The 14,911-nt window shown below is 42.8% G+C and carries 14 protein-coding genes; 3 read left to right on the plus strand and 11 right to left on the minus strand.

What is annotated here, in order from left to right; all coding sequences use genetic code 11:
* Nucleotides 1–27: 27 nt before the first annotated feature.
* The gene (locus tag F7D73_RS04880; protein ID WP_367383700.1) at nt 28–1,068 is read right to left on the minus strand and encodes an HlyD family secretion protein; all 1,041 of its coding nucleotides are present in this window, start codon (nt 1,066–1,068) and stop codon (nt 28–30) included.
* Nucleotides 1,069–1,169: 101 nt separating this feature from the next.
* Entirely contained in the window at nt 1,170–2,549 is a 1,380-nt protein-coding gene (locus F7D73_RS04885) for a TolC family protein (RefSeq protein ID WP_228117633.1), read from the minus strand.
* A gap of 184 nt (nt 2,550–2,733) precedes the next feature.
* Between F7D73_RS04885 and F7D73_RS04890 the strand changes: the two genes are divergently transcribed.
* A complete protein-coding gene (locus tag F7D73_RS04890) occupies nt 2,734–3,615 on the plus strand; it encodes a helix-turn-helix domain-containing protein (RefSeq protein WP_194256854.1) in 882 nt (293 codons plus the stop codon).
* A gap of 15 nt (nt 3,616–3,630) precedes the next feature.
* Here F7D73_RS04890 and F7D73_RS04895 read toward each other — a convergent pair whose 3' ends face one another.
* The 3 genes from F7D73_RS04895 to F7D73_RS04905 all read right to left on the minus strand — a co-directional run bounded on the left by F7D73_RS04895 (nt 3,631) and on the right by F7D73_RS04905 (nt 8,069).
* Nucleotides 3,631–5,961, minus strand: coding sequence for a hybrid sensor histidine kinase/response regulator (locus F7D73_RS04895; protein ID WP_153122628.1), 2,331 nt, complete (start codon nt 5,959–5,961; stop codon nt 3,631–3,633).
* 262 nt (nt 5,962–6,223) lie between these two features.
* Entirely contained in the window at nt 6,224–6,439 is a 216-nt protein-coding gene (locus tag F7D73_RS04900) for a hypothetical protein (protein WP_153122630.1), read from the minus strand.
* Nucleotides 6,440–6,671: 232 nt separating this feature from the next.
* Entirely contained in the window at nt 6,672–8,069 is a 1,398-nt protein-coding gene (locus F7D73_RS04905; protein WP_153122632.1) for a sigma-54-dependent transcriptional regulator, read from the minus strand.
* A 375-nt stretch (nt 8,070–8,444) separates the two neighbouring features.
* Between F7D73_RS04905 and F7D73_RS04910 the strand changes: the two genes are divergently transcribed.
* Nucleotides 8,445–9,023: a GNAT family N-acetyltransferase gene (locus tag F7D73_RS04910; RefSeq protein WP_153122635.1), complete on the plus strand. Its 579-nt coding sequence runs from the start codon at nt 8,445–8,447 to the stop codon at nt 9,021–9,023.
* A gap of 242 nt (nt 9,024–9,265) precedes the next feature.
* On the opposite strand, the gene F7D73_RS04915 is transcribed toward F7D73_RS04910, so the two are convergent.
* From F7D73_RS04915 to F7D73_RS04925, 3 genes are all read right to left on the minus strand, one after another.
* Nucleotides 9,266–10,648, minus strand: a complete 1,383-nt coding sequence (locus F7D73_RS04915; RefSeq protein WP_153122636.1) for an alanine/glycine:cation symporter family protein — start codon at nt 10,646–10,648, stop codon at nt 9,266–9,268.
* Between the two features lie 128 nt (nt 10,649–10,776).
* Entirely contained in the window at nt 10,777–11,271 is a 495-nt protein-coding gene (locus F7D73_RS04920; protein WP_228117635.1) for a DUF4230 domain-containing protein, read from the minus strand.
* Between the two features lie 87 nt (nt 11,272–11,358).
* The gene (locus F7D73_RS04925; RefSeq protein ID WP_153122640.1) at nt 11,359–12,081 is read right to left on the minus strand and encodes a DUF4230 domain-containing protein; all 723 of its coding nucleotides are present in this window, start codon (nt 12,079–12,081) and stop codon (nt 11,359–11,361) included.
* Between the two features lie 372 nt (nt 12,082–12,453).
* On the opposite strand from F7D73_RS04925, the gene F7D73_RS04930 reads away from it, so the two are divergent.
* Nucleotides 12,454–13,050: a DUF4738 domain-containing protein gene (locus tag F7D73_RS04930; RefSeq protein ID WP_153122642.1), complete on the plus strand. Its 597-nt coding sequence runs from the start codon at nt 12,454–12,456 to the stop codon at nt 13,048–13,050.
* A gap of 62 nt (nt 13,051–13,112) precedes the next feature.
* Here F7D73_RS04930 and F7D73_RS04935 read toward each other — a convergent pair whose 3' ends face one another.
* The 3 genes from F7D73_RS04935 to F7D73_RS04945 are packed head-to-tail and all read right to left on the minus strand — an operon-like array spanning nt 13,113 to nt 14,764.
* Entirely contained in the window at nt 13,113–13,493 is a 381-nt protein-coding gene (locus F7D73_RS04935; RefSeq protein WP_153122644.1) for a hypothetical protein, read from the minus strand.
* A gap of 53 nt (nt 13,494–13,546) precedes the next feature.
* Nucleotides 13,547–14,023: a 6,7-dimethyl-8-ribityllumazine synthase gene (ribH, locus tag F7D73_RS04940; RefSeq protein WP_153122646.1), complete on the minus strand. Its 477-nt coding sequence runs from the start codon at nt 14,021–14,023 to the stop codon at nt 13,547–13,549.
* 45 nt (nt 14,024–14,068) lie between these two features.
* Complete coding sequence (locus F7D73_RS04945; protein WP_153122648.1) at nt 14,069–14,764, minus strand: tetratricopeptide repeat protein; 696 nt, start codon at nt 14,762–14,764, stop codon at nt 14,069–14,071.
* Nucleotides 14,765–14,911: the final 147 nt, after the last annotated feature.

A 14,911-nucleotide genomic window follows, 5' to 3' on the forward strand; every position in this document is an offset into this window, starting at 1 on the left:
TTTATAATTTATAGTTTATAGAACATTCTATTTAATGTGAACCTTGGTTTCTACGTTTAGTCCGGCACGGAGCAAGGCTATCTGTTTCGGGTCATTGTCCTTAGTGAGGGCGATGCGAACAGGCACACGCTGTTCTACCTTTACAAAGTTGCCGGTGGCATTATCCACGGGAATCATGGAATAGGCATTGCCGGCTGCGGCAGAAAGGGCTTCTACCTTGCCATGGAATACTACACCCGGGATGGCATCTGCCGTGAAATCTACAGTATTTCCGACGGTAATACCGTCCATCTGAGTCTCACGATAGTTGGCTACCACCCATACATCGTTGTCATCCACGATGCGGGCGAGCATCTGACCAGGCTGTACCAGCTGGCCCTCGTGAATATCCTTTCTTCCCATCACGCCATCGCAGGTTGCCACGATTACGGTATAGGAAAGGTTGAGGCGAGCCAGATTGAGCTGTGCCTCAGCCACGCTCTCTCCGGCACGTGAACCACCGAGCTGCTGGGTCTGAACATTACGAACCGATGCTGCGCTAGCCTTTCTGCTGCTTGCCTGCTCATAGCGTGCCTTGGCTCCCAGATAGCGGGCATAAGCGTTGTCATACTGTTGACGGGTAACTGCATCCTTCTTCATCAGAGCAGCAAAGCGGTCGAAGTCCTGCTTGGCATTCATCATATCCACACGAGCCTCCTCAATACCGGCTGCTGCTGTCTGTACATTGGTATTGGTGGTGCCCATGCTGGCGGTAACAACCGAAGAACTTGACTTGGAGCCACGCAAGCCAGCTTCAGCCTGAGCCACATGCAGACGGAACTCAGCATCCTCGATGATGAAGAGAGTATCGCCCTTCTTTACGTGCTGATAGTCGTTGAAACGAATCTCCTTGATGAATCCCGGCACGCGGGTGTTGATAGGAGTGATATGACGGTTCACCTGTGCATCATCGGTATAAGCCACATCGCTGCCATGATAGAAATGGCTGAAGCACCAGCCGATAGCTCCCAGGAAAAGGAGGATAATCACTACATTATATATTCTCTTGATAATCTTTTTGCTCATAATTTTGCTAGTTTATTTTATAGTTTTTGAAGAGCAAATGAATTGGCTTTCCCTTCGGACGCCGAACGTTGTTTCTTCACTCTTCGTTCTTCACTCTTCACTTTCTAAATCTCTCCTGCCACGTACTTCATGCGATAGTAGGCATAGACGATGTTGATGCGGGCATCCACCTCGCTGAGCTCGGCATTGAGCTTGAGGTTGGAGGCATCCACCATATCCGTAACCAGGGCGAGCTGACTGAGATAGCGGGCATTCATCACGTCGTAGTTCTGCTGTGCCAGCTCTACACTCTTCCGCTGCGTTTCCAGTTCCACGTAGGTTTGCTGATACTGCACGTAGGCAGCCTGCACATTATTGTTGAGCTGCTCTGCCTGAACGGCATGTGCCTCTTTAGCCTGTCGGGTTTCCACGGCTGCCTGCTTGATTCGCTTGTTGCTCTTGAAGAGAGAGCTGAGGCTGTATTTCACGCCTACGCCCACATACCAGACGTTGAGGTTCTTATCAACAGGTGGCAATTCGAAGAGGATAGGTCCATCGAAGTTATCTGCGGCAACGAAAGCTACTTTTGGCAGAAGGTCGCTCTTGGCAATCTTTTCTTTCTGTTCGGCGATGCGGATGGCATTGCTGCTCTGCTCCAGGAGTGGTGAGTTTAGAGTACCTGCCGTCTGCCAGTAAGCCTCGCCTTCCTTGCCGTAGGTCTTGTCGGCAATGGTGGCATCGGGGATAATCTGAATCTCCTGATTTCCCTGGTTCATTTGGCTATCCTGGTTCATTCCGAGGGTATTGCAAAGCTGATGGTTCAGGATGCTTCGGTTGTTTCGGAGCGCCGTAAGACCGAGCTTGAGGCTTTCCATCTGGAGTTCGTATCGGGTGATGTCGTTCTTCAGCGCCATGCCGTGCGTCTGTTTCTCCTTGATGTCGTCGATGAGCTGGCGAGTCAGTTCGATGTTCTTCTCATAAACCTTGATACGGTTGTCTATCTTGTAAAGGTCGAGATATTGACCGAAGGCGATGAAGCGAATCTGCTGTCGGGTAAGTTTCACGCCTACTTCTGCCTGCTGCTTACCGAGTTCGGCGAGCTTGATGCCTGCGTTGATGGCTCCACCGGCGTAAACCACCTGCTGTGCCTGGAAGGCGAAGTTGTTGCCGAAATGTGGGGATTTCAAACCATGAACGTTGCTGAAGTCGCGGTCGGTAATCAGCGCATTGCCGATGTAGCTGAAAGAGAGGGAAGCATCAAGGTCGGGCAGTTTCTTGCTTTTAGCCGATTCGATGCCGAGATGTGCAGTTTCTACTCCTGATAATGAAGTGCGAAGGCTTTTGCTGTTATCCTCAACCTTCTGGAAGAGTTGGCTGATGGTCATGTTTTCTTTCTTGCAGACAGGCAAGGATGTTGCCGCCCCTTCTGTGGTTTGTGATTGAGCCGGAGCCCAAAGAGTTCCTCCTGCAAGCAGAAGGCTTACCAATAAGATGTTCTTAATCATTGATTCTTGCTTTTTGAAATTCGGGTGCAAAGGTACGGAGTTTTGGGCGAACAATCACTTTAAATTTTTCGCGGCGGATGGACGATTTGGGAATAATAGTTCTTTTATGTCACATATTTTGTGTAATTTTGCAACCGAAATAGGAATAAAGAGACATAATAACTCTATATATAATAAGCTGGAGATGGAATTATCAGAATTAAGTAGTTATCAGGAAGCAAGCCTTTCCTGCTCTGGTTTGGAGGAATGGCAGGAGGGTCCGCAAGTATTGACTTACGGAGCAATATTGATTTGCCGGAAAGGAAAGGCGAGGCTACAGGTGAATTATAAGGATTGGCAACTTTATGAGGGGGCGGTGATTACGCTGTTCCCGAATGATGTGGTGGAACTGAAGGTTGAAGGGGATTGCAAATCCCCAGAAACTGAAAACGGGGATTGCAAATCCCCTCAAACTGCGAACAGCTTCCAAGTGGAAATGCTGAAATATAATCCTTCCTTGCTTCGTGAAGCAAGTCTGCAGCTGGAGCAGACGGTGTATTCTTCCTTGCGGGAAGACCGCTGCAGGCAGGATACCCCTGTGGTGACAAACATCATCAATGGTATGTTTGCCCTATTAAAAGTTTATTTCGACCAATCGGAGTGTACTTGTATCTCCCAATTGGTATTGTGTCAGTTGAAGGCGTTCTTCATCGGTTTTCATGAGTATCTTCAGCGCAATCCGCAATACCGACCAGATGAAGTAAAGTCGTATCGTGTAAGAGAACTGTTCAATCATTTTATGATGCTGCTGGAGAGGGATTACAAGATTTCAAGGGATGTGAACTATTATGCAGTCCAGATGAATATCTCCTCGAAATATCTGACCAACATCGTGAACCAGGTGACGGGGCACACTCCCAAAACCATCATTGACCAATACGTGATTCTGCAGCTCAAGATGCATCTTAAGCGAACCACGCAAAGTATCAAGGAGATGGCTTGGGAGTTTCATTTTGCCGATGTCAGTTTTTTCTGTCGTTATTTCAAGAAGCATACAGGGCTGACGCCGCAGCAAATCAGGGAATAAAAGGGAAGGCGCGTGCTAGAAACTCTGTTCCAGCACGTGCTGCAAGCAATCTGTAACAACCTTCAATTTCTTCCTAATCTCTTCTTCTCCATTCTCTTGAATATGTTCAGGCGATAGTGCCTTCAGTTCTTCCAGACAACTCATCTGCATCATACTGGCAATCGGCAGAAGTTTGTGAGCAGCTTTTCCTATTTTATCTATAGATAAGGACTCCTCCTCCATGGCTTCTTTCAAATTCTTAAGATGTTCTGCCAGTTCCTGCTTCACGGTGTTGAGTATCTCTTTTGCTGCCTCTTCATCGCCCTCTGCAAAAGCCAGAAGAGCGTCAAAGTGGGATTGAGGTTCAGAATCTATTCCCAGGATAGCTGATAACTTTTCTATACTGAATGGCTTGAAAAGACAGTCGTCGAAGCCAGCTTTTATAAGTTGTTCCCGGATACTCGTATCATGCGCTGTCATTGCAATGACAGTCATATTGGTATGGTTGATGTGGGTAATCATCTCTGTACCATTCATTTCTGGCATTTCTATGTCCATCAGCATGAGGGCTGGCTGCTCATTGTGCAGGATGGTGAGTGCATCAATCACATGATTGCAGGCGAATACTTGCCAGGAATCGCCTGCTATGCGTCGCAGCATTTCCTGGAGAAGTTGAAGCTGAAGCTTGTCGTCATCGAGAATCAGAACCTTATGGTTGGCAAACTCTTGTTGAGCCTTCTTTTTGTTGTCTGAGTCCTTGGCTTCCTGATGATCAGATGTTTGTTTGATATCCTCCTGCGAATCATCTTTTGGGGCAGGTTCTATAGGTAGCGTAACGATGAAATTGGAACCTTTTCCCAAGGTAGAACGAAGTAGAATTTCTCCACCGAGAAGCGATACCAGTTCTTGAGTGATGGACAAGCCCAGGCCTGTTCCCTCGATGCCTTGTGCACTCTTTAATCTGGTGAATGCCTGGAATACTTTCCGCTTTTCCTCATCGTTCATTCCCTTACCCGTATCTTTCACGCTCATGGTGAGTGTCAGCTTACCCATGATTTTTGAAACTCGTGCCTCAATGTTGACACTTCCGTGATCGGTATATTTGATGGCATTGCTCACCAGATTATCCAGAATCTGACGAATACGGAAAGCATCGGCTAGGAATAATTCCTTGTCAGTTTCATTCTCCTGATTTGCTTCCTTTTTCATTCCCATCGTCATCTCATACGAAATGGCTAAGCCTTTCTCTTCGGCTCGCAATCGCATTCCCTCTACTGATTCCTTTACCAGTTGAGTAGGAGAGAAAGAGACAGGCTGAACCTTCATCAGTCCATTTTCCAACTGATGATAATCGAGAAGAGAGGCTACTAGTCGGGAAAGATGAGCAGCAGAGTTCTTGATATTTTGAAGACACTCCATACCTTGTGCTTCGGTGACGTATTCTTTCATCAGGTCGATGAAGCCGGAAATGGAGGCTGCTGGAGCCTTGATATCGTGTGTAATGGTGAGGAGAAGTCGCTCACGTTGGTTCATGATACGTTGGATTTCTTCGTTGGCTGCCTCCAGGTTCTCACGGTAGATGCGTTCTTTTCTTGCATCGCGCCAGATGAACCAAATCATGACGATAATCGCAAGGAAGGTTACTAGTGTAAGCAAACCTATTTGCCACAATAGCTGTTTACGGGCAGCCATCGCTTTGTTGATGGCTTTTTGCATAGAGTCACGTTCCCTTTGGTGCACATCACTCAGTTGCTTGGCAGAACGTAAGGCAAGTTTTGTACTGACTATTTTCAAGTCTTCCATCTCTTTGTTGATACTTTCCTTATGATCTTGCGTAGCAACCTTCTCCTTCTTGTCTATCTGGTCCAGAATGTTGGCTACATTTTCTGCCACATTCACAGGAGTTGTGATAGAATCAATGATGGCTCTGTTGCTGTCTTGCTTGATGCTTAGCGTTTCTGCGTGCTCTTTCTTGAAAGCATCGGCCAGTCGGCGGAAGAATCCTCGGCGGGTCTTCATCACTTCCACCGTAGTTTTCTTTGCCTCATGGGTTTGTGGGGCTTTGGAATGAACAACGATAGAATCCTTGCCGGTATTCAGACTTTTAACCTTATCTTGCAGATAATTGGACGTAGATTTCCCTGCCATTGCATCAGAGAGTTGCTTCAGGTTCTTCTGCTCTTCTTTGAGCAGAGAAGTCATGGTACTGTCGGCTGCATCCTTTTTCTTGATGTACTCACGGGATGCTTCGTTGATGGCGATGATGCTCTTGGTGTTGCTATATACGAGACTGATTGCCAGAATCATGATAATGGCAATAATGCAATAGCCGAGGGCTACCTTGAGTGGAATATTGTTTTTGTGCATGTGAAATCTACTTACTTAATTATCTTTTGCAAAGATAGTGCAAACGAGCGCAATGAAAGCTTGCTTTCAGATTGCCGAGTGCAGCTTATCTTCTGCAAAGATAATGCAAAAAACTGATTTAAAGAAAAGAAAGGGCTAAAAACAAGTCAGGAGACCAATGAATTTTATCATTAGTCTCCTGCCTAATTGAAAGCGAAGCGTAATTACTGATATTTAATGTCTTTCTATTTCTTCTGTTTATTACTGTTTTTTGAAGGTGATATTACTTAGCTACAGTTGTATCTGTTGTTGCTGTTGTAGAATCAGCTGGAGTTTCTGCTGGAGTTGTCTTCTCTACTGTTGTGTCTGCTGGTTCTGCAGGAGCAACTGTGTCTACTGGAGCTACTGATGAAACACTTGCCATCTTGTTGTTGGCGAATACATTACTAACTGATACCATTACCATGGCAGCGATAGCTGCGAATACTAACTTTTTCATAATCTTTTTATTTTTTATTGTGAATATTATTTTTACTTTAATGAACCGTCTTACTTACATTGTTGCTTGTTTGCGAGTTCACAATCTAATATCACAATCTGCGTGCCAAAAGATTCCTTCTTTTAGTAAATGGTTGATAATCAGTTAATATGCATTTTTGTGCCAAATTTTAACTTTGTGGAAGTTGTGGAACAAGTGTGGAATTTTTCCCCAAAATATTGGGGAAAGTTCCTCAGATGCCGTACTTCTTCATCTTGTTATACAGCGTCTTTCTATCCACAGCAAGCAATTGTGCAGCTTTACTCTTGTTACCTCCTGCCGCTTTTAGTGCTGCTTCTATACGCTGCAGTTCTGTTTCCTGATCATGCAGGGTGGTAGGAGCTTGTGGCTGAATATGAGCCATACTCTGTTCCAGTTCTGTTACTCCAATATATCTGCCTGTGGCAAGAAGAGTGGCACGTTTCATCACATTGTTCAATTCGCGTAGGTTTCCTGGCCAGTTATAAGAGGCGATTTTCTCCTTCGCCTTACCATCGAGTCCTTCCACGTTTCTATTGAGTTCTTTGTTGGCATGTTTGATAAAGAGATCAGCAAAGAGGAAGAGATCGGCACCACGGTCTTTCAACTCCGGCATGTAGATGGTAAACTCGTTGATGCGGTGGTATAGGTCTTCGCGGAAGTTTCCCTCTGCTACACGCTGTGCCAGATTTTCGTTGGTGGCGCAAACCAGTCGGATGTCGATGTCGATTTCCTTGTTGCTGCCCAATGGACGAATTTTTCGCTCCTGAAGGGCACGAAGCAGTTGCACTTGCACTTCATAGTTCAGGTTCCCCATTTCGTCCAGGAAGAGTGTACCGCCATTTGCTATTTCAAAGGCTCCCTTCTTGTCTTGGTCTGCTCCCGTAAAGGCTCCCTTGCTGTGACCGAAGAATTCTGATGCTGCCACATCCTTAGGAATGGCTCCACAGTCGAGTGCAAAGAAAGGTTTCCCTGCCCGCTGGCTTAATTCATGAATGCGACGAGCCACATATTCCTTACCTGTTCCGCTTGCACCTAGAATGAGAACCGACATAGGAGTAGGAGCAACCAGAGATACGAAACTATAGAGTTTTCTTGAAGCCTCACTTTCACCTTCAAGATATTTAGGAACATCTACATTTCCTTTAGATTCCGTATTTCCTGATACTTTTTTATTATCTATTGGCTCCTGATTTCCTGTTGCCTCCCTCTGCTCTATATTTTTCTCTGATAGAGAGCTTGTATTGTGATTTTTTATGGCTTCCTTAATCTTTTCCAGGAGAATATCCGGATGAAAAGGTTTGGCTACGTAATCTGTTGCACCCGATTTCATGGCGAGTACTACGTTCTGAATCTCCGCATAGCTGGTCATGACGATGAAAGGTACTTGCACGCCGTGCTTTCTCATCCATTGCAATAAGAAAATACCATCATGGTCTGGAAGACGAAGGTCGGATAGCACCAGATCAAATCCACTTTCCAACTTCTCCCAAGCCTGTATAGCTGCTTTCACCGAAGTCGTTTTTTCAACTTCGAATCCTTTCTTCCTGAGCCATGTCTGAATCATGGTTCCAAATGCGATGTCGTCTTCAACTATTAGTATTTTTTCCATATCATTACAATCTTTCTGTCTCTTTGTCTTCTCAAGATAAAACAATTTCGTGCGCAAAGTTAGCATTATTATTTGGAATCAGCAAAGAAAAAGTCTTTAATTGTCAGTTTTTACAAAAGATTATAATAATAATGAAGGTCTCTACCCAAACATGAAGGATAGAGAACTTATATTATCAATTGATTTTTGATAGCTTTTTACTCTGGGAAATTGATGTTGTGACAATCTGGTAGCCTCTATCTTAACATTTGTTATTGAATTATGGGGCAAAGATATAAAATCTTTGTGAAACAAAAGTAAAGAAAAAGAAAAAGTTTTGTTTATCTCGTTAATTATTATTATCTTTGCATTCGTAATTGTAAAAACTAAACGAAAATGAAGATACATATAGAACAAGCAACCCCAGATAAAGCTTCGCATATAGCATCGCTCATTATGGAAGCGATGAATACGGAATGTTGTCAGAATTTTGCCGGACCTCGTCATACATTGGCTGATTTTCATCAGTTGATGGAACGTCTGGTAAAGATGGAGGATAGCCAGTATAGTTACCGAAATGTGTTGATGGCAATGACTACTGATGGTGTGGTTGCTGGCATCTTGGTAGCTTATGATGGAGCTCAACTTAAGACTTTGCGCAAAAGATTTTTAGATGAGACTCTTGCTACCTTTGGAATTGATTATTCGGGTATGGATGCTGAGACTCAAGAAGGTGAATACTATCTCGACAGTTTGGCTGTTTCCAGTAGCTATAGAGGTAAGGGGATTGCAAAGCTTTTGTTGAATGCTGCCATACAACGTGGTAAGGAACTTGGTATTCCGAAGGTTGGATTATTGGTTGATAAAGGCAATCCAAGAGCTGAAAGCCTTTATACTCGTATGGGATTCCAATTCGTCAATTATACAACGTGGGGTGGACACGGAATGAAGCATTTGCAGATAAATGCTGAATAAGAAGTGAAAATTCTTGTTGATGATTACAGAATATAAGTGAATAGAGCATATAAAACAAAAAGCCCAGGATAGCATCACTGCTGCCTGGGCATTTTTTTAATCAACAAAAACTAATAAAATCTCTTTTAACCTATATTTTCTATAAAGTTACCTTTTCTGCTGCAAAGGTACAAAAGAAAATGGTAGGATGAATCAAAAATATATAGTTTTCTGCTATTTCTTCAGGACAATCGTTTGCACGATTATTTGTCTTCTACTTCCTGTAATTCGCTTTCCTCCATATCCTGATCTAGACGGTCGCGCCAAAGATACTTTCTTGTTTCATGCACAATAATTCCACTAAGACATAGTAAAGAGACGAGATTTGGAATAGCCATAAGAGCATTCATGCAATCAGCTATGTTCCATACCAGACCGAGACTGATGACACTTCCTGCAAATATACTGACAATGTAGAGAATGCGATAGCAAAGCATCCATTTCTTTCCCTTCAGGTATTCTACGCAACGTTCGCCATAATAACTCCAACCTAGTGTAGTACTAAAAGCAAAGGTGGTCAGACCAAATGTTAGTAATGGAGCTCCAATATATGGTATTTTACTAAAAGCTGCTTTGGTAAGTGCTGCCCCATCATGATAGTCTATATCTGGATAGGCTATGATACTGCTGGTGATTACCAGTCCTGTTAGAGCGCAGATGATGACTGTATCCCAGAATGTTCCTGTTGATGAAACTAATGCCTGTCGAACGGGATTGCGGGTTTGAGCAGCTGCGGCAACAATTGGCGCAGAACCAAGTCCACTCTCATTAGAGAAAAGACCACGGGCAATACCATAACGGGCTGCAAGCATCAGTGTACTACCTGCAAAACCACCACCAGCAGCTTTTGTTGTAAAAGCTGATTCGCAGATAATCTGTAGGGCAGGGAGAATGTAGGCATGATTTACAATGAGAATATAAATACAGCCCAATACATAGAATAGGGCCATGAAAGGTACAAGCATTCCACAAACCTTAGAGATTGTCTTTACACCACCAATGATTACGGCTGCTCCTAAAATGGTAACTATCGAACCTGTAATGAAAGGAGAAATGCCATATTGATTTTCCACAAGGGTTGATATGGCATTAGCTTGGACTGTGCTGCCAATACCAAAAGAAGCAAGGGCGGCAAAGGTTGCGAAGAGGATGGCAAGCCATTTCCAGCCCAATCCCTTTTCTAGAGCATACATCGGACCTCCCAGCATCTTTCCTCGTGTTGTCTTAACTCGATATTTTACGGCAAGAAGTCCCTCTGCATACTTGGTAGAAATACCGAAAACACCGGTGAGCCAGCACCAAAGGACTGCACCTGGTCCGCCTAAAGCTATTGCTGTAGCCACACCGATGATGTTACCCGTACCGATGGTGGCTGCCAAGGCAGTGGCTAGTGCTCCGAATTGAGAAACATCCCCCGTTGCCTTCTTGTCTTTCTTGACAGACAATTTGATAGCCTGGAATATCTTGCGCTGTGGAAAGCGCAGGCGGATGGTTAGAAAAATATGAGTTCCCAACAATAAAATAATCATAGGCCATCCCCAAAGGAATGAACTAAAGGCTGTGAAAAAATCATTGATAGCATCCATCTCTCTTATGTTTTAATTTAAAAATGATAATTAATAATTAGGCTTGCGCCCTGATAACTCTCTTGTCTTTTTATGAACGGAATATGTTTAGTTACTTCCGTTTTGGGAGACTGAAGGTAATTCTACCCTCAGTCATCGAATTCTATTCTAACGTTAGTGAATCCCATTGTCTTGAACATGTCTTTGAATTGCTGCTTGGCATTTCTTCTTGCCGTCTGATAATTCACAGGTGTCAAGCAACGCTTTTTCATCATAACGTAAGCTCTGTCGTACATAGCCTGTCGGTCAGCGCCAGTCCATTTTCCTTCTTCAAAGAAACTTTTAGTCTTTGCCTCGTCTATGAAATTGTTGTCGAGGAGTCGGATTGGGGGAAGGGTGCAGACTATGGAATCTTTCTTTTCATCCGTCTGTATCCATCCTTCCTTTACGTCTTTCATGTCAATACCGAGACGGAGAGTGCCATAATAGATACGTACCAATTGATCGTCACCAAAGAAACCATGTCGGGTTGTATCAACGAGTTCCTCATCGTTGATGGCAAGAAATTCCCATTGCCCGATAGCCTCAATACTTTCTACTTGGGTTGGTGAAAGGGTGGTCTTTTCTTCCGTTGCCACGTTCATTGTATTGTCTTTATTAAGCCAATAGAGTGCTCCACCTATTATTATAATAAGGAATAAAATGATTATGATTCCATATTTCTTCATATCTTAGTCCTCTTTATTTGATGCCTGGCTAGAGGCTGTTCTCTTTTCTATTGTTTTATTGTCATTCAATCCATTTGAAATGAATTCCTTCAAGTCTTGGATTGTGAATTTCTTACGGAAGCTAATCTTGATGTTTTCTTCCTTGAATCCCATGTTCTTGAGCATCGGAATCAGAGTATTTGCGGCACTGAGCCGAGCTTGTTCCATGAGGTCAAGATTCGGAATATCATTGATGATGCTTTGTCTGCCTTGCTGCTCTAGTTGGGTGAGTTCTGCATCACTGAAATTGCTGCGGGCAATGGATACATATTGTTTTACCGCATTGTGGTCTATCTTACTGCTCGTGAGTGTCAGCTTTGGGTCTGGCAGAATGATTTCTATCTTGTCACCTTTGCGTAACACATTTTGATTGGAAAACCCTTGGAAGTCTACGGAAGCCTTGATGGTTGCATTCATAGGGATTGCAACTTTCCTGTTTGAACCAGGTACATGAATGTTGAAGTTCTTTCTGAAAAAAGAACCTTTCAGATTCAGTTGATCATCGTGGGTGATAATTTTGTGAACATGGGCTTCTGCCGTATATAGTCGGTTGCATTTTTGTATTTGCATTACCATCATTGGAATAGTGTCGATGACTTGCTCCTTTTCTTGCGTTTGCTCTTTCTGAAAGCAAGAAGAAAAGGTGAAAATGCTGGCAGTTATTATGAATAATAGAATCTTTTTCATGCAAAATGTTTCTTTTTGTCTGCAAAGATACGACAAAATGTTTAATTCTCAAAATAAAAAGGGTAAATTTGCTTTAAAAAGAAGAAAAGAAGCATTTTTAAGAGAGAAAAAACATTTAATGAAGAAAAAATGCATTTTTTTTTAGACTTGCATTAAACCTTTTCTTCGTGATGACGTCAAACTACTGATTAGAATTCATAAACTGAACTTTTATTATATCGTGTAAGATTCAATAGGAAATTTATTAGTTAGTATTTAGGTAGATTCGGAGCATCGGCTTGTGAAAGTCGATGCTTTTTTTGTTTTTTAACGGGTAACCCGTGTTTATTTCATTTTTTTTTACTACTTTTGTAGCATTAAAATAAAAAAGCAATGAAACGAATCAATTACGTATTTTTCATGGCTCTGGCTATAGGCATAATGGTATCGTGTGCTGAGAAAAAGAAAAGCAACATCATTATAGCTCCTAAACCTGTTGTCAAAGTTAAAAAGCAAACACTCAAGATGAGTGAGTATGAGCAGTCTAGAAGCATTGAATGGTTGGGCGCTACATATAAAGTGGTGGTAAAACGAGAAGCCGATGACAGTTTGCCGCTCGTTAAGGTAGATGAAAATACTAAGTATCACGATAATAAGATTACTGTTCGGATTATTAGAAGCGACGGTTCTGAATTCTTCAAACGTAGTTTTACCAAAGCTGCCTTTGAAAAATACTTGGATTCTCATACCAAGGCCTCTGGTGGATTACTGGGTATTGTCTATGTAAAAACTGAAGGTAACAATCTTTGTTTTGCAGCCAGTGTTGGTTCACCTGATGTGATGAGTGATGAATATTTGCCTTTGGTGGTAAAAATCTCTAAGATGGGGGAGGTGAGTATCAGTAAAGATCAATTACTGGATACTGAAGGAAATGACAGTTCTCCATCGGGCAATTCTTCTGTTGATGAAGACGATGATGAGGGTGTATAAATAAAGGAAGAACCTCTTGAAATACTCAGATTTCAAGAGGTTCTTTTTTGTAAATCCTATGATTATTTGAAGAGTTTCTTATAATCTTTTTCGAAACTTTGAGGATGACGACCTATGAAGAGGATATTAAGCAGACAATTGGCTACCATTTCCACATCGTTGAGGTCTGCGCCTTTTCCTTTCTTTATTTCTTTTCCGAGACATACATCCCAAGTTGTTTGAAAACAGCTGTCGTTGGCTCCAACAAACATATCGCTAGAGTTTGGATCCTCCATCAGTTCGAAACGAATTACTTTCTTGGAACTGATAGGTTGAATGTCGCAAAGCATGTTGAATGCTTTTTCAAAGACGTCTCTATGCAACTGTGCGTTGGGAAACATCACGTTGACTGTTGGGAAAATCTCCTCAAATTCGTATGACTGTAATAATTGGTAGAGCTTCATTTTATTTACCTTATTATATAGTAATTGTTTTGAAAGACTCAATGTCTGTGCTTTTAGAATTTAGCCATTTTGATGGCATCAATAGCACATTCATCGCCCTTGTTGCCCAATTTGCCACCGCTACGGTCCTTTGCCTGTTGCAGGTCGTTTGTAGTCAAGAGTCCGTAAATGACAGGAATCTCTTGTGTGGCATTGAGACGGGCAATACCATAGGTTACTCCCTCGCAGATATAATCGAAGTGAGGAGTTTCACCACGAATTACGCTTCCCAAGATAATAACAGCGTCATAGCCGCCATTAAGTACCATCTGATGTGCGCCATAGATGAGTTCGAAACTGCCAGGAACAGTCTTAACATGTATGTTCTCTGTTAAGGCTCCATGTTTTTCGAGCGTCTTGACAGCACCGTCCAGCAGGGCACCTGTTATTTCTGGGTTCCATTCAGCTACAACGATACCAAAGCACATGTTGCTGGCATCAGGTACTTTGCTAAGGTCATATTCTGATAAATTATGAAGAGCTGTTGCCATAATTATCTATTAAACTTGTTCTAAGATGTTACTCGTAAGATGTTATTAATTGGATGCGCGCTCAATGTACTTGTCAATCTCACCGCTCTGAACAAGCATAGAGGTAACATACTTCTTCTTGATATCCTGATAGATATTCAATGCATCCTGCTTCTTGTTCTGGCTCTCGAGAACTTCACCAGCCTTAATCAGGAATGCAGGAGAGAGACTGTTGTTAGCGTCATCTTCTGCTTTGCTGTCAGCCATAGAAGCAGCCTTCTTGAATGCCTCGACAGCCTTGTCCAACTGGTTCAAGTGAGCGTAAACATCACCGAGCGCAGCTTCTGCTGCTGGGCTGATCATCTGGTCATCCTTTGAAGAGAATGCATCCAAACTCTTTTCTGCTTCTGCCCATTTGCCAAGGTTAGCATAGCAAAGACCTGCATAGAGGTTTGCCAAGTTACCAGCGTCAGTGCTGCTATATTCGTCTGCAATTTTCTTGAAGCCAACGTAACCAGCACCGTCTCCGTTAAGTGCTTGTTCGAACATCTCGTTGTTGAAGTAAGTCTGACCCTTGCCAAGCATTGTGCTAGCCTTGTCCTCACGTGGACCAGAGATCTGAGATACATAACCGAATACACCAGCAATGATAACTACAATAGCTACCACAGCGATAATAATAGCCTTCTTGTTCTTCATGAAGAAGGCCTCACGAATGTTGAGGCTCTCTATTTCCTGAGCCTGTACTTTGTTGTTTGCCATTTTGTATTTTTGTTTTTTATTATTCTAATATTGCTAAACTTCTGCAAAAATACGGAATTTTATTCAGATATTGAAATTTCTAGCCTACTTTTTTCGTTTTTTGGGCTTTTTCTGTTAACTTTGCACTCAATAATCAGTAAAGAGTCT

The organism is Segatella copri (assembly GCF_009494395.1).
Classification (GTDB): Bacteria; Bacteroidota; Bacteroidia; order Bacteroidales; family Bacteroidaceae; genus Prevotella.